At 45.4% G+C, this 15,980-nt stretch carries 13 protein-coding genes and 1 pseudogene; 7 read left to right on the top strand and 7 right to left on the bottom strand.

Going from position 1 to position 15,980, the window contains the following annotated elements:
* Window positions 1-93 precede the first annotated feature (93 nt).
* From AC1DSE_RS07770 to AC1DSE_RS07785, 4 genes are read left to right on the top strand one after another with little or no spacing between them, the layout of a single operon-like run.
* On the top strand, window positions 94-549 hold the full coding sequence (locus AC1DSE_RS07770) for a tripartite tricarboxylate transporter TctB family protein (RefSeq protein ID WP_339205098.1): 456 nt from the start codon (window positions 94-96) through the stop codon (window positions 547-549).
* A 17-nt stretch (window positions 550-566) separates the two neighbouring features.
* Window positions 567-2,093 carry a tripartite tricarboxylate transporter permease gene (locus AC1DSE_RS07775; protein ID WP_477527552.1) on the top strand — a complete coding sequence of 509 codons (1,527 nt, stop codon included), beginning with the start codon at window positions 567-569 and terminating at the stop codon, window positions 2,091-2,093.
* A gap of 39 nt (window positions 2,094-2,132) precedes the next feature.
* Window positions 2,133-3,554 carry an NAD-dependent malic enzyme gene (locus tag AC1DSE_RS07780; RefSeq protein ID WP_339205100.1) on the top strand — a complete coding sequence of 474 codons (1,422 nt, stop codon included), beginning with the start codon at window positions 2,133-2,135 and terminating at the stop codon, window positions 3,552-3,554.
* Between the two features lie 28 nt (window positions 3,555-3,582).
* Window positions 3,583-3,828 (top strand): HPr family phosphocarrier protein, encoded by a 246-nt coding sequence (locus AC1DSE_RS07785; protein WP_339205101.1) that lies wholly within the window; start codon window positions 3,583-3,585, stop codon window positions 3,826-3,828.
* Window positions 3,829-3,933: 105 nt separating this feature from the next.
* Here AC1DSE_RS07785 and AC1DSE_RS07790 read toward each other — a convergent pair whose 3' ends face one another.
* The 4 genes and pseudogenes from AC1DSE_RS07790 to abc-f all read right to left on the bottom strand — a co-directional run bounded on the left by AC1DSE_RS07790 (window position 3,934) and on the right by abc-f (window position 7,489).
* Window positions 3,934-4,239, bottom strand: coding sequence for a hypothetical protein (locus AC1DSE_RS07790; RefSeq protein ID WP_430063362.1), 306 nt, complete (start codon window positions 4,237-4,239; stop codon window positions 3,934-3,936).
* Window positions 4,240-4,672: 433 nt separating this feature from the next.
* A pseudogene (locus AC1DSE_RS07795) lies at window positions 4,673-4,828 on the bottom strand (helix-turn-helix transcriptional regulator).
* A gap of 365 nt (window positions 4,829-5,193) precedes the next feature.
* On the bottom strand, window positions 5,194-5,628 hold the full coding sequence (locus AC1DSE_RS07800) for a DUF4362 domain-containing protein (protein ID WP_477527553.1): 435 nt from the start codon (window positions 5,626-5,628) through the stop codon (window positions 5,194-5,196).
* A 46-nt stretch (window positions 5,629-5,674) separates the two neighbouring features.
* Complete coding sequence (gene abc-f, locus AC1DSE_RS07805) at window positions 5,675-7,489, bottom strand: ribosomal protection-like ABC-F family protein (protein ID WP_477509944.1); 1,815 nt, start codon at window positions 7,487-7,489, stop codon at window positions 5,675-5,677.
* A 433-nt stretch (window positions 7,490-7,922) separates the two neighbouring features.
* Between abc-f and AC1DSE_RS07810 the strand changes: the two genes are divergently transcribed.
* Together AC1DSE_RS07810 and AC1DSE_RS07815 are read left to right on the top strand one after the other, a co-directional pair.
* Window positions 7,923-9,797 carry a 3-oxoacyl-[acyl-carrier-protein] synthase III C-terminal domain-containing protein gene (locus tag AC1DSE_RS07810; RefSeq protein ID WP_477527554.1) on the top strand — a complete coding sequence of 625 codons (1,875 nt, stop codon included), beginning with the start codon at window positions 7,923-7,925 and terminating at the stop codon, window positions 9,795-9,797.
* A complete protein-coding gene (locus AC1DSE_RS07815; RefSeq protein ID WP_477527555.1) occupies window positions 9,794-10,678 on the top strand; it encodes a DUF6999 family protein in 885 nt (294 codons plus the stop codon). Before AC1DSE_RS07810 ends, AC1DSE_RS07815 begins: the two co-directional genes overlap by 4 nt.
* Window positions 10,679-10,743: 65 nt before the next feature.
* Here AC1DSE_RS07815 and AC1DSE_RS07820 read toward each other — a convergent pair whose 3' ends face one another.
* Together AC1DSE_RS07820 and AC1DSE_RS07825 are read right to left on the bottom strand one after the other, a co-directional pair.
* On the bottom strand, window positions 10,744-11,982 hold the full coding sequence (locus AC1DSE_RS07820; RefSeq protein ID WP_477509946.1) for a TraB/GumN family protein: 1,239 nt from the start codon (window positions 11,980-11,982) through the stop codon (window positions 10,744-10,746).
* A 277-nt stretch (window positions 11,983-12,259) separates the two neighbouring features.
* Window positions 12,260-13,873 carry an S-layer homology domain-containing protein gene (locus AC1DSE_RS07825; RefSeq protein WP_477509947.1) on the bottom strand — a complete coding sequence of 538 codons (1,614 nt, stop codon included), beginning with the start codon at window positions 13,871-13,873 and terminating at the stop codon, window positions 12,260-12,262.
* 182 nt (window positions 13,874-14,055) lie between these two features.
* Here AC1DSE_RS07825 and AC1DSE_RS07830 point away from each other — a divergent pair, with 182 nt between their 5' ends.
* Window positions 14,056-14,676 (top strand): M15 family metallopeptidase, encoded by a 621-nt coding sequence (locus AC1DSE_RS07830; RefSeq protein WP_477509948.1) that lies wholly within the window; start codon window positions 14,056-14,058, stop codon window positions 14,674-14,676.
* Between the two features lie 94 nt (window positions 14,677-14,770).
* Here the strand turns inward: AC1DSE_RS07830 and AC1DSE_RS07835 are convergent, their stop codons facing one another.
* On the bottom strand, window positions 14,771-15,787 hold the full coding sequence (locus tag AC1DSE_RS07835) for an LLM class flavin-dependent oxidoreductase (protein ID WP_477509949.1): 1,017 nt from the start codon (window positions 15,785-15,787) through the stop codon (window positions 14,771-14,773).
* Window positions 15,788-15,980 lie beyond the last annotated feature (193 nt).

The following is a 15,980-nucleotide window of genomic DNA, read 5'->3' on the forward strand; positions in this document are numbered from 1 at the left end:
GCAAACGCTTGATAAAAGCATAAGCATGAGTGATTGGATGGGAGAGAGCTAGTCTCTCTCCTCTCCTTTCATCATTCATCGGAGGTGAAGGCCTTGAACAAAACATTTGATCGATACGCCAGCATTATATTTTTCCTTCTCGGTGTTGGATTCATGTGGCAGAGCACATTAATTAGCGCTTCATCCTACGGCAGCAAGGTCGGGCCTAATATCGTTCCCTTTGGTCTGGGGGCGCTGCTTGTCATTTTAAGCTTACGTCTATTTTACGAAGTGTTAAAGTTTAAAGGCTCTAGCAGCAAAGCGGGAAAGCTTGATTACAAGAAGTTTCTCATTATTTTCGCTTCTGCTTTTTTATACGCCTTCTTCTTAGAAACGATCGGCTATATCATCGGGACATTCCTCTTCCTTCTCATTAGCTTTCAAGTTTTGGAAAGAGGAAAATGGCTAAAATCGATCTTGATCTCCGGATTGTTTGCAGTCGGCGTTTACGTCATCTTTGTTGTCATTCTGGAAGGTTCAATGCCTGGTTTTCCGTCATGGCTATCGTAACTAAAGGAGGCATATGAATGGATACACTACAATTTCTCGCAGACGGCTTTGCGACCGCCTTTCAATGGCATAACTTGCTCTTTGCTTTCATCGGCGTGTTGATAGGTACGGCTGTAGGGGTATTGCCTGGTATAGGACCCATGAGCGGTGTCGCCTTGCTTATACCTGTAACTGCATCAATGACGGGCGGATTAGCTCCTGAAGCAGCGGCCACAAGCTCTATCATACTTTTGGCCGGCGTTTATTACGGTGCGATGTACGGAGGATCAACGACCTCTATTCTGCTTAATACACCTGGGGAATCCTCCTCTGTCGTGACAACATTAGACGGCTATCAAATGGCTAGACAGGGTAGAGCTGGTGCTGCCTTATCCATCTCTGCAATCGGTTCTTTCGTTGCAGGAGTATTTGCTGTCATCGCGCTCATCGTATTAGCAGAACCACTATCAGAGGTTGCGATAAAGTTTGGTCCTGCCGATTATTTCTCCTTAATGCTTCTTGGACTATGCGCCGTAAGCGGCTTGGCTGGAAAGTCCATTACGAAAGCTCTCATTATGACCGTATTCGGACTGCTGCTCGCTACGATCGGCATGGATACCGTATCGGGTGTTGCAAGGTTTACTTTCGGCATGCCGTTGCTTTATTCCGGCCTTGAGTTTTTAACAGTGGCAGTTGGTCTATTTGCATTGGGAGAAGTATTCAAAACCATTTTGGAAAGAGACTACACCGCCGGTAAAGCAGCAAAAATTGAACGTATCCTCCCAACAAAAAAAGACTTGAAGGATAGTGCAGGACCGATTGCCCGCGGTTCGGTTTTAGGCTTTTTTATTGGTATTTTGCCGGGTGCTGGTGCGACTTTAGCTTCTTTCTTCAGTTATATTTTGGAGAAAAAAATGAGCAAAAATCCAGAAACCTTTGGCAAAGGCAACATTGCCGGTGTAGCTGCCCCTGAATCCGCTAATAATGCAGCATCAGGCGGGGCTATGATCCCTTTGCTTACACTTGGTATTCCAGGCTCAGGTACAACCGCTATATTAATGGGCGCTTTGATTATGTATAACATTCAGCCAGGTCCTTTGTTATTTGAGGAACATCCTCAAGTAGCTTGGGGATTAATTGCCAGTATGTTAATCGGAAATCTCATTTTGCTCGTACTCAATATGCCGTTAGTTAAGGTATTTGCAAAAATCATTCAGACGCCGCCGAAATATTTGATTCCAATCATTATTGCCATTTCTATATTTGGTGTTTATGCGGTTCAGGCACAAGTCTTTGATTTAATGCTGCTGCTCGGCTGTGGAATTGCAGGATTCTTTCTTGTACGAAATGATTATCCGCTAGCTCCTCTCGTGCTTGGTTTAGTACTTGGGCCAATGATTGAAAACAATATGCGAAGAGCTTTAACGACATCTAACGGAGATTTTATGATTTTCGTGCAAAAACCAATGTCTCTTGTTTTCTTAATTATCGCAGCTCTCTGGTTAATTATACCTATTTTGCTAAAGAAGAGAGGGAAAGAGGTTGTCATTAACGAAGAAGGTTAATCACGAACGATAAAAAATACAGATTTGATGGGGGTAGCCATGGATAACAATAAACTAGGTGGGAAAAGTGTAATACTGCGTCTCGAAATGAATACGAAAGAGGTACATTTCGGACAGGTTGCATCCTCTATTTTCGAAGCCGGTGGAGATATCGTGGCCATTGACGTCATTCAGACCAGTCAGCATATGACGATAAGAGATATTACCATTACCGTCACGGATACAGTCGATATTAACATTATTACCGAAATGATTAAGAACTTGCACGGAGTCAAGCTAGTGAATATTTCGGATAGAACATTTCTGCTGCATCTTGGCGGTAAAATCGAAACTAAACTGAAATCGCCTATTCAGAACCGCGACGATCTCTCTCGTGTTTATACGCCCGATGTTGCTCGCGTCTGCTTAGCCATTCATGAAGAACAAAGAAAAGCATTTACGTTAACGATTAAGAGAAATACGGTTGCTGTCATTTCGGACGGCAGCGCTGTCTTAGGGCTTGGCAATATTGGCCCCTATGCAGCTATGCCTGTTATGGAAGGAAAATCTATGCTATTCAAGCAACTGGCAGACGTTGACTCCTTCCCTATCTGCCTTGATACGCAAGATACCGAGCAAATTATCGCAACTATTAAGGCGATTGCTCCCGGCTTCGGCGGAATTAACCTTGAAGATATTTCATCGCCGAGGTGCTTTGAGATTGAAGAAAGATTGCGTGAAGAACTCGATATTCCAGTATTTCATGATGACCAGCATGGTACAGCAGTTGTATTGTATGCGGCGCTAATCAATGCATTAAAAATAGTGAATAAGCCCATTCATGACATTAAGGTCGTTGTTTGCGGAATCGGTGCAGCAGGCGTCGCTTGCACAAAAATTCTTTTATCCGCCGGCGTTACAAACATCATTGGTGTAGATCGGAACGGCGCGATAACCGCTGGAACTGACTATGATAACCGCATGTGGAACTGGTATGCCGAGCATACCAATCCGAACCGCGTTGAAGGCTCTTTACGAGATGTAATCCAAGGCGCTGATGTATTCATTGGACTTTCTGCTGGAGGACTGCTGCGACGCGAAGATGTTATGGCGATGGCCGAAAACCCTATTGTCTTTGCCATGGCGAATCCAACACCTGAGATCAAGCCTGAGGAAGTTGAGGATATTGTAGGGGTAATCGCCACCGGACGTTCGGATTATCCGAACCAGATTAACAATGTGCTGTGTTTCCCTGGTATTTTCCGCGGGGCACTGGACTGCAGAGCTACTACGATTAACGAGGAAATGAAGCTGGCGGCATCAGAGGCGATCGCATCCGCAATCTCGGATGAAGAACGAAGCAAGCACTACATTATTCCGAGCGTTTTCAATCAGGCCGTTGTGAAAGCCATTCGCGATCTCGTCATTAGAGCAGCGATCAAGACAGGCGTAGCACGCAGAATACCGCGGGAGTACAGATAAACAAGAAAAGTGGAACGGAGGTTATCCAATGACAGCTGGAATCAGAGCTATCGTTGATATTAATCAAATGGCGGCCGATTTTAAATCAAGCATCGTTCTCCGCACCAGTGATTCCAAATTTATCGATGTCAAAAGCATCCTTGGACTTAGCATCATCTTGTACCAAACCCATGCCTACCACCTTGAAATACATGGACCAGATGAAGAGGAAGCCAAAACCGCCATGATTCACATTTTCAAAAAACATAATCTTCAAGTCGATGTGAATCGATAATCCCCCCGCTTCAATTGCCTCGTACGTTGGTTGCAGTGCTTTTAAAAATAGGGGTTGTCCCATAAGCAGATGTCATTGCTTATGGGACAACCCCTTTCCTCTTCCTCACGGACCCGTCCCTACACTCGCTACATACCATAACGGCCCCAGCTTCTTCAAATAAACGGCTCCCAGCTCATCTCCCGTAGGGTAATGCATATACCCGTTCACATTGTATAAATGACCGTACTTTTCATCGACTCTGCCCGTTGTGGAAATATCCGCTTTCAAGCTATTGATAGGCTGCAAGCTCATTAGTATATGTCTGCGGATCGTCCACTCGGGAGATAGAAAGGTAAGAATCCATGTAAAAACAACTACAATAGCTACAACGATAAATATTGCCTTTTTCTTCTTTAAGATCGTACTCACCTCCGAGTAATGGTTGAATCATTAACGTTATAGATACTTCCGTTAATTGTGAATTTTTTTATTCACTCAACACTCAATTATCAATCTCTACTAAAAATGTTTCAATATTTTAGTCCAAAAGCATTCTAGCATAGTGGCTTACCTCAGCCATCTGTGTTTCATGCTTTATCCTAACGAACTCAGGTGTCGTTATTCTTGAATTTCAGGGCTATATTAATATCTAACGAACTCAGGAGTCGTTATCTGCCCTTAATGGAGACCAAACGATCGAAATTACAAGAAATAAGGCTCGCTGTGTTCGTTAGATTCAAAAACAGAACGCTATACAGCAAATAAGGCCACTGTAGTTCGTTAGCTAAAATGCCGAACGCGTGATGCCCCTACTTCTGCACCTCTGACGTGATCCGTTCATCTACGAGCCTCTAAACCTTCATCAAGATGCCTCCCAAAATAGATCGTTTAACGTTTTGCCGAGTGTCTTGCAAATAGCGATACAAAGAAGAATACTCGGATTGTAATTGCCAGCTTCATTGTGTCCGACCGTCTACCTAGTAGCTCCAAACGCGTCAGCCAGCTGCTCCTATGACATATCGTTCTCCACTCTTACCAGCTTTAATTTCACATTTGCATGTTCACCCATTCGTATTCACAACATCTTCCATCATTCACTTTGTAAATACTGTAATTTATATCCATATAGATGTAAACCATATATTGCATTTCTAGCTTTCAAATTCCAGTCATACTACTCTTCACTATTTCAAAGCAACAAAAAAAGGGGATATCCTAAAAGGGTAAATCTGAGTAAGATAATCCCATATTATTTGCAAAAGAACCTTCAAAACCACTATGAAAGTGAATTTGAAGGTTCTTTTTTTCAGAATATTACGTGAAAAGTGGGGGCTGTATATTCAGAGATTGCTTTAAGGAGAGCCCCTCCCTTATATCTACTGCCTAAATCGGAACGTCCAACAAATCTATCGGCTTATTGGCTGCGCCACAGCCACTTAGCTTATAGGCGTAAGCGCGTCCCGTTTCTTCTTTTTTCAAACCGTCACATGAATAGGTTTTTACGCTTGATGATCCATACTGATCCTGTGATGTATCGTAACGCACCTCGATCTGATCCTCCGCCCACGCAAGATTATAAAAAATCGGGTTTCCTTCCGTTATAAAACGTACAACTCGCACCTGATCTATAGCTCCGCTCACAAAAGCATCTAATCTCTCGCTATTCGTTACTTCACCGGACTTTGCAATAACATCCTCCGTCTCATTAATCGTATAGTCATAGGGTTCATCTGAAGCTGAAGTTTGCTTCGGCACTTTATCCTGCTCCTGACCAGCACATCCAGCCAGCATGAGCATCGCTAAGACTATAAACGCCATGTTTCTCCTAACCATGTTGTAAATCCACCTTCCTCCAGCTTACCCATCAGCTATTTATTTGCGCGCGCAGCTGGCGAATTTCATTCATCAATTGCTTCTGCTCCGCTGGATCTTCCGGCTCAGCGCAGCTCATAAGCTGCGTTAAACGCAGCTGCAGCATCTCCCGCTCGTTTTGGCTTACCTGTTCATCCGCTGAAAGCAGCCGGCTTCGATCCTTAGATACATACTCCTCATACGATCCGTGGAACAAGCTCGGTTCACTTTTTCCATCGAGTACGAGCAGTCGATTAGCGGCTTGGCGAATTAAATAGCGATCATGCGTGACAAGCAGAACGGCACCCGGATAATGCTGAAGCGCCTGTTCGACCTGCTCTCGCGTGCTAATATCCAAATAGTTCGTCGGTTCATCAAGCACGAGCAGATTCGCTTTGCCAAAATAAAGCTTCAAGAATGCTACTCGGCATCGCTCACCCATGCTTAAGTCCCCGATTCGCTTAAATACGTCCTCCTTCGTAAACAGGAAGCAGCCCAAAATCGTCCTTGCATGCGACTGCGTCATCTCTGGCAGCAGCAATAAGCTGTCAAGGATGGTCATCTCATTGTCGAGCTTATCAAGCTCCTGCTCAAAATATCCGATTTTCACCTGCGGATGAATGCTAACCTTGCCCAAGCTAGGCAGCAAGCTCCCTGTCGCAAGCTTTAACAATGTCGACTTGCCTACACCATTCGGACCAAGCACAGCTAATCGATCACCTCTACCTAAGGTGAGGTTTAACCTGCTTATAACACTCCTATGCCCCTCATAGGCAAAACTAACGTCCTCCATCCGAAGCAGCGTAGCCGCTGCAAAACCGTCGGACTCCAGCTGCATCTTCAGCTGTGAGTCCTCGCGCGGCTTCTGCACCTTATCCTTGTTCAACCGCTCAAGCGCAGACTCCTTCGCATGCAGACGCGACACGTTTTTCTTAGATTTTGATCTAAGAAAATCATTTTGACCCGCCGCCTTATGCGCCTGCTGAAACCATTCGGCATACATGCGTATGCTCTCAAGCAGCTTCTCACGCTCCAGCTCCTGCTTCTTATGCAGCGCCTCCTGCGTCCTTAGCTCCAGCTCTTTCTGCGTCTTATACTGCGTATATCCGCCCGAATAGCGCCGGCACCCATCTCGCTCAAACTCAAGAACAGTCGTTGCTGTCCGGTCGATAAACGTACGATCATGCGACACATAAATAACCGTTCCCGGGTAATCCTGCACCCATTTTTCCAGCCAATCCAGAGCCGAAGAATCCAAGTGATTCGTCGGCTCATCCAGCACAACTAGCTTCGGCTCTCTTACCATCAGCGCGGCTAATTGTGCTTTCGTCTTTTGACCTCCGCTTAGCTGCGAAAATGATAAGTGCCACAGCGAGGGATCAAAGCTTAACTGCGTTAAGCATCTCTCCACCTTCATCTCCCAGCTATAGCCATCAAGCTGCGCATAACGTTCGTACAGTTCACTGTACTCGCTTAACAGCGACTCATTTGCATCCTCTTGCATTCGCCTTGTTAACTCCACCATCGACCGTTTTAATCGGAACAATTCTTCTGTGCCTGCATGCACGAATTCAAGCAGCGTGAGTGAGGAATTCATCTGTGCCTGCTGGTCGAGCCAGCCCCACTCTGCAAGAGGAAGCAGCCGCTGCACCTCACCGTCATCGAATGAGATTCTGCCAGTCAGTCCTTGCAGCAGCGTCGTTTTGCCCACGCCATTTCGTCCAAACAGAGCCAGCCTTTCGCCTTCTCTGACTTCAAAATTTATATTCTCGAACAGGATATTGCCGTCCCATTCCTTGTTCACATGTTTAACTTTTAATAGCATCATTGAACATTCCCCATTTCAAAAAAACATAATAAAAAACCGTGGCCAGCGGCACACGGTCGAATACGCAGGGGAATATCAGGTAAACGAAAATAACGATGAGTCACACCGCTAGTTAGCGGGTAAACATCTCGTATCTATCGCTGCTGATTGACTATCCATAAGTCCCCAAATCGACGCACGTATCCCTGACCGGTTCTCGCTATGAGAACGCCGCTTGTACTTAAACAAGTTGTTTACAGGAATCGTGTACTTACTTCATCGGCTGGGTTACCTCCGTCAGTCATCAGTTTTGATATGCGTTTATTATATAAGACGATCATGCATATATTCAAGCCCTACTTTAATTGCGGTACCAAATAAAGTTAGTACTAGGCTTGAAACGCTGCATAACCGATCATAAGACTTATAAATATTTCTTATTTGGAGGTGCTTGATGAATCCCGTCTATATAACCAGCATTGGTAAATTTCTTCCCGGCTCCCCTATCGGTAATGATGAAATCGAGGATTATCTCGGCAAAATAAACGGTAAAAGCTCCAAGTCGATGCGGCRCATTCTTGATCAAAACAAAATACGCTTTCGGCATTATGCGATAAACAAAGAACAAGAGAGCCTATATTCAAATGCAGAAATGGCAGGACTTGCGATACAAGATGCGCTCTCCCGCAACCATGCGGCACTGAGCGATCAAATCGCATTTCTCGCTGTCGGTACGACCCAAGGTGATTTGCTTGTTCCCGGCTTCGCAAGTATGGTGCATGCCGAAACGAAGCTGCCTGTCATGGAGGTTGCGACACATCACGGCGTTTGCGCCAGCGGTATGCAGGCGATGAAAAACGCATTCCTGCATGTGCAGTCAGGAGAGCAGCAAACCGCCATTTCCTGCGCCAGTGAATTTCCGAGCCGCGTGTTCAAAAATACGAGGTTCGAAGCGCAAAAGGGTGTCGCCGATCATCCCATTCCTTTCGACACTGACTTTCTTCGGTTTATGCTGTCCGATGGAGCAGGTGCAGCGGTTCTTCAGCATCAACCTGCCGCCAGCGGTTTATCCCTGCGCATCGAATGGATCGACAACAAATCCTACGCTACTCTATACGATGTCTGCATGTATGCAGGAACCAACAAGGATAATGCCGAGCAGCAAAGCTGGCTTGACTATGCCACCATTCATGAAGCTGCTGACGACGGGGCTCTTAATCTCAAACAAGATATTCGGCTCGTTAATGAAATGCCTAAGGTCGGGGTTAATCGATTTTTCGAGCTGGTAGATGAGGGCAAAATCGAACCGAGCGCTATCGATTGGATGGTATGCCACTATTCATCTCATTTTTTCCGCGACGAAATATTTAAGCTGCTGCAGCTTGGCGGACTCACCATTCCTGAGGAGAAATGGTTTACGAATTTATATACGAAGGGCAACACCGGTGCTGCTTCAATCTACATCATGCTGGAGGAGCTGCTTAACGAAGGCCATTTGAAGCCAGGTGAGCAGGTGTTATGCATGGTGCCGGAAAGCGGCCGATTCCAAACCTCCTATATGCTGTTGACGGTTGTTGGCGACACAGCTGATGTGCGACATATCGCAGATCCGTTGTTTGAAGAGAGGCAGCCTGAGGCACCTCATCTCGAATATAACGAAGCAGACCACGTTCAAGCGCAGCTCGTTAGGCAGCTCGTACAGGTTTGGATTGATTTTGAGCAAAAGCTGGCTCATGTCCCGGTTATTCATAAGCTGTACAACAACAAATTTACCCTTCATGACTACAAGCTGCTAATGGAAAACATCCGCCAACAGGTCATTGACGGTTCGCAGTGGATTGCTCGTGCCGCCTCGTATATCGCGATTGAGCATATCGATCTTCGTTCGACGTTCATTGCCCATGCGCGTGACGAGCATCGTGACTTTCAAATTCTAGAACGCAACTACGTCGCCATCGGCGGGGACCTAGCACACATACAATCAGGCGAAAAAAATATTGGCAGTGAAGCATTGTCGGCTTATTTGTTCCAGCGTGCTAGCCGCGAGAATCCCGTTGATCTCATTGGCGCTATGTGGATTATAGAGGGACTTGGATGCCGTATGGCGCGCTACTGGGGCGAAATGATTCGCGATCAGCTTGGGCTTAGCGATGAAGAAGTGTCGTTTCTGCTTTATCATAGCGACTCTGATGAGAAGCACTTCGAGAGGCTCGAGGCAGTCGTCCAGCATCCGATGCTTACTGCGGAGATTGCAGGACGAATAGTGAAAACAGCTAAAACGACGGCGCGTTTATACTTGCTGCAATTAGAGGAGCTGGGCAATGTATGAGCAAAACTGATTATTTTCATCAAATGCCGCATGACAAAAACGATCCCAATCCGTTTCTAGCCATCTTTATGGATCAGAGCATTCCTTTCAATGAGGAGGCCAAGGCTGCTTACCTCAAGGATTGCTCTAGCAGATCACGGCAGTTTCTGCTGCCCGTACTGCGTCCTTTTGCGAGATTAATGATTATTGTTCTTCAGGTTTACAAAATAATCGTACCTAAAGCACTCACCTCATCCCGGCTGCTGCACCGCGTCCTGCATTTCGGAATGAAAACCTTCGTAAGCCCAGATGCTAATTATATGATTTTGCGCCACTTCTATCTTGGCTCTGAGGTGCTTGGCTTCATTCGTGATAATGTGCCTGACGTTCAGATCGAGATGAACCCGCTCAAACCAACCAATCTGGAGCCGGTAAAAGATGATCTTTTTCTCATTCACGATCTCAATTTATACAACTTCGTCATCAATCTTAATCGCGAGATGCGTCACAAAGGAATTGAGGTTACAAAGCAGGACCGGCTTAACTTTAACGCCATCACATCGGAACCTCTGCCTATTGAGCAAATGCCTAATCGCTGGACCAATTTTATGGATTTGACGACCGCCATTGAATGCTTCACCCCTGTCTATCAAATGTTTCTAACCGATAATGACTTCTGGCGTGYGACGAACTCCCTTCAGCTGGATGAAACGATTGGCATCCTTGCTTCCAAAATTATCGGCAGCAACGACCGACTGGCGCTTATAAACAACAAACATCCCATGGTGCCGCTCACGACGCTTAAAGCAGGCTTTCGACTCGTACTGCATGGCCTAGCGACAGAACAGCTGCACGCGCTGCTTGTTGAGCTTAAGCTTAAACAGCAGCAGCATATCGGCTGATCACACAAAGAACAAAAAGAAGGCAATCACGCTCACTGCGTGATTGCCTTGTCTCTTTCATGCTGCTATTGACGAACTACAGTAAAACCTTTCTTCTCCAGCAGTGGAACGATACCGTTCTCGCCGAGCATATGTGCAGCTCCAACGACTACGAAATATGATTTTTTTGTCGTGTCATTCAAGTAACCCGTTATTTTCTCAACCATTGGAGCATTGCGGTCAGTAAGCAGCGCTTTATTAAGCTCCGCATTCGACGAAGCTGATTTCGTCAGCTCGAGCAGCTGCTCTTCATTTCCGGTAACCCACATTTTCGTAAGATCTTCAATCCCTGATACTTCTGCAAAATAGTTCTCAATAGAACCTTTCAGCATTTCTTCTTGCAGTTTGTCTGAAAAATTATTGAACATATTAAGCTGGTATTCGATCGATTCCAGCTCTAGAATTGGCTTCTTGTTCTCCAGCGACTGCTGCAAGAAATGGGCATCAATCCCTATGCCTGAATCATAACCTTCTTTTGCTGAGCTAAGATAATCCACAGTAGACGAAACGCTCCAAGGCTTATAGGTATCCAGCGTATTTTCCGGTAAGCCGTTCTCCTTCAAAATCTCGCCAAGCTTCTTGTAAGAATCAGCTGAGATATGATCTTTAAGCGTTGTATTATCCTTCAATACGCTTAAATCAAGCACTTGCTTTTGCACCTTCTCATCATTCATCTTCGAAATATCAGCCTCTACAACCAAATAGTCGGATGCATCATAAGCTTTTTGAATTTCAGAGCGCAAAGGGTACATCGCTTTGTTCGCAATATGTATCGACCCCAGCAAATATACGGTGCTGCCGTCCTTTTCTACTTTCCAAAGGAAACCTTTACTTGGCTCATTCTCCTTAAGAGAAACAGAGCGCTGCTCTTTATTCCAAGTAATTTCATAACCTGCTGCTTCACTTACCGTACGCAAAGGAATATAAACAGTTCCTTTAACGATCTTAGGCGCAGCAAGCAATCCAATTTCCGTCTCGTTAGCCATTGCCCCTAAGTTGTCGATTTGGAATAAAAGGGTTAGTCCTTGCTTCTTCCCTGAAATGACTTTATTTTTCTGATCCCAGGTTACTTGGAAATCAAGCTTTTGAAGAACCGTCTTCGCCGGAACAAGAATCGTTCCCTTTTCCATCGTAGGTTGATTCTCACCAAGCTGTACCTGCTCGCCGTCTATCCAAACTGAAATAGGCTTAGCCTCTGCTTGGATGTTCGTTACGAAAGAAAATAGTAGAGCTAATGATAGAAATAATGCTGCAAACTTTTTCACGAATAGACCCTCTCCCTCTCATCTTAGCGGCTTCATTTCATCTACTTAAAACCAATAATTACCGCTATGCCTTACATATTTTACACATTTTCACCACGCAATAGCTAGTTCGGAAAATACGAATCTAGTTTTCGTTGCTTTACATCATATTCATAACATATAATGCCTCATCTCATAGGTTAGCTGCAGCCTTTAAAAAAAGGCACCCCTCTTGATTAGAGGGGTGCCCATGTCATTTGCTTTTGCGAATCAATTCAGCGGTTTTGGTAAATAACTATTAGGAGAAGGAATAACCCAAAAATCGATCCGCATTTTTTAGACTTATCCATATATCCGGACTTTCGCCACCTACGTACCAGTAAGCTAGTCCAGCAAGCTTGCTTTTTACAGCCAGCTTATACTTTTCGGTTAACGAACGCCCGTCCTCTACCCATATTTTATGCTGTATACCGTTCTTCATATATGCAGCTGTGTACTGCCCGATTTTGGCGTCCCATAAAGGCCTGATTCCATATTTACTAATGAGCGCATTCTGCTCGCCTAATGAAATAAATGCGGAGGACTCAACGCTGCCGTCCTTCTTTAAATCCCAATCACGGTTATAGAAAGGCACGCCCAATATTACCTTTTGGCTTGGCACCAATTTAAGAAGCTTATTCACAGCCGCTTCATCAAAACCTATAGAGGCGTTGGAGCCCGCTTCCGAGCCGTCTCCCCAGTGCTCATCATAGCCCATCAATACGATATAATCGGCCAATTTTCCAAGTGCGGCAAAATCAAAAGCGTCTGTCCAATCCGTTCCCCGGTCGGGAGATACGTCAAGCGACAGTGTAACGTTCAAGAGCTTCATTTTTTTGGACAACTCCGTAATGAAGGCGGTCAAAGCTGCTCGATCCTGAGGCGCAACATTTTCAAAATCAATATTGAGTCCGTCCAGCTTATACTTTGTCACGTACTCTGCAAGCTGAGAAATTGCTTTGGTGCGTAGTGTGGAACTAGATAGCAGCTTATGAGTAGCCGCTTGATCCGAGCGGTTGCCGACCATTGCCCATACCTTTTTATTATGCTGTTTCGCCCAAGTCACAAGAGACGGATCCGTGTTATCCGATATTTCTCCCGCTTCCCCTGTAAAATACCAACGCGGAGACAAGGTGTTTACATTAGAATTCAAAACCGTTTGTTCATACTGCTGCGTCGTCTGGCCATACTGCCAACCTAGCTTTATCGTTTCCTTGGGCTTTGCTGCAAGCTCACCTGCCCAGTTCACATTTTGCAGAACCCGATGAATCATTACTGCGGTTTCTTGTCTGCTTATCGGATCGCCTGGACGGAAATTCCCCTTATCGTCACCTTTCATAAGGCCAAGAGCGTTCATCGCCGCTACAGAAGAACTTGCCCAAACAGCAATGCGGCTGTCATCGCCAAAGCTTAGCTTTACTTCCGATTTATGATCCAGCTTCTTCAATGCTCTCGTTAATAATACGGCTGCTTCCTGCCTTGTAACTGCCTTCGCAGGTGCAAACAAAGAGGCGCTGACGCCATCTGCTAAGCCAAGCTGCACAGCAGCCTGAATCCATCCGTAATACCAAGCCTTCATAGGTACGTCAGTATATGGCGATACTGGCGTCGGTACAGGCTCAAGCCCAAGCAGCCGATCAAGCACAGTAACAAACTCCGCTCTCGAGATCGATTGCTTTGGCGAGAAGCTTCGCTCCGATGTGCCCGTTATAATCTTTTTATTATACAAATCGATTATTTCCTGTTTGGCATAGCTGCTTGAAATATCATCAAAAGGCAGCGTGCTTTGAGCCGCAATGGGATGAGCAACAAGTGTTATGATATATAGTAAAGTAAATGCTGCTAGAGCAAATCTAGTATAAGTATGCTTCACGAAAGACCCTCCTCATGCGATCAATCCTCGAAGCATAACAAAATCTACTCTATAACTCATTACTAAAATATTGGTAGAAAGCATAATCAATAGTAATTAAGCCTAATCCCCTACCACAGACTAGGGTGTCAAAATAAACAATATGATAAAATAAGCGGATATAATACGTAAGGAGATTCAGCATGCTGGAGCGAAATCATGTTTCTCATCCTACATTACCGGCTCAGCTGAGCCTGGCAGCAAGAAGTAAGCGCAAGCGAAATCGATTTCTGCTGTTTATTATTTTAGCGCTAACCGCTGCTCTATTATGGAAAGTTATTCTTTCCTTTGATCCATACTTGCCGAACAATGATCCTATTGAAGCTCCACCTGTAACGGCACTGCATCCGATCGTATTCATTAAACAGACCGAGCTGATTGCCGAAACGAGCAAGGCCGGCATCACCATTCTCGTCACAGACGGCTTCCGTTCAAGCGAGGAGCAAAACGCGATTTATGCAAAAGGACGCACAACGGAGGGTAAAGTCGTTACGCAAGTTCAAGGCGGACACTCCTATCACAATTACGGCCTTGCTATCGATTTTGCCCTGCGAACGAAAAAAGGCGAGGTCATATGGGACATGGAGTATGACGGCAATAAAAATGGGCGGTCCGACTGGATGGAAGTTGTTGAAATCGCCAAGCGCCTTGGCTTTTCTTGGGGTGGGGATTGGAAAAACTTCCCTGACTATCCTCATCTTCAAATGGACTTTGGTTATTCCATTAATAAGCTGCGCAAAGGGCACTATCCGCCTATCGAGTAAATCAGCCCATTTAAAGCAAAAAAGAGTGAAGACTTGGTTATTAAGTCTTCACTCTTTTCTATTCTGCTTCTATTTTATTAGCAAATTCGGTTTATTACAGACCCGCAATGATTTCATATGAGCGCAATCTAGCTTGGTGATCATAAATATGTGCGGCGACCATAATCTCATCCGCCTTCGTCGCCTCAATATATTGCTTCAGCTTCGTGCGTACAGTCTCCGGTCCGCCAACAATGGAAGAGCCTAATTGCTGCATCAAAGCGATCTTCTCCTGCGCTGTCCAGACGTCATCCATATTGCGAACAGGTGCAGGCAAAGCTCCGCGCGTGTTGCGAATAAAGGATAAGAACAGCTGCTGCATCGATGTTGCTAGATATTCAGCCTCTTCATCCGTATCTGCCGCAATGACATTGACCGCTACCATTCCTTTTGGCTTATCGAGAATCGCTGATGGTTTAAAGCTGCTTCGATAAAGATTCATTGCTGGAACGGTGAAATTAGGCGAGAAATGTCCTGCAAAAGCAAATGGCAGACCCAGCTGTGCAGCGAGCAAGGCGCTAAAATCGCTCGAGCCCAGCAGCCAAATCGGAATATCAAGACCTTCACCCGGAATCGCTCGCACTGGCATGCCCACCTCAGCACTCGACGGATCTAGAAACGCGCGCAGCTCAGCTAGCTGCTCGGGGAAATCATGCCCATTGCTTCTTCTGTTTCCACGAAGGGCAGCTGCTGTAAGACCATCCGTTCCAGGAGCGCGGCCAAGTCCTAAATCAATACGGCCTGGAAATAACGATTCCAATGTACCGAATTGCTCAGCAATAACGAGCGGCGCATGGTTCGGCAGCATAATCCCCCCAGCGCCTACACGAATCGTGGATGTACCTGCCGCAACATGGCCAATAACGATTGATGTCGCTGAGCTGGCGATGCTTGGCGCATTGTGGTGCTCCGCAAGCCAGTAACGGTTATAGCCCCATTTTTCCGCATGCTGTGCAAGATCTAATGTATTGCTAAGTGATTCGGCAACAGTGCCGCCTTCTACAATGGGAGATACATCAAGAACGGATAACGGAATATTAAAAGCTGAATTGTTTATCGTTTGTTCTGACATGACATTCACTCTTTTCTTTACGAATAGAAGCTATACAGCTTCTATTAATATTATTATTGGCAAATCAACTGTACTATTATTAGATACATTTTACACATAAAAAAGAGCCGCTGCAAATGCATCAGCTTCATGACAGGAGCGGTAATATACAGTATTCAACCATATTTACCGCTCTATCGAGAAACAGACATGA

This window comes from Paenibacillus sp. 01L418, from assembly GCF_056400045.1.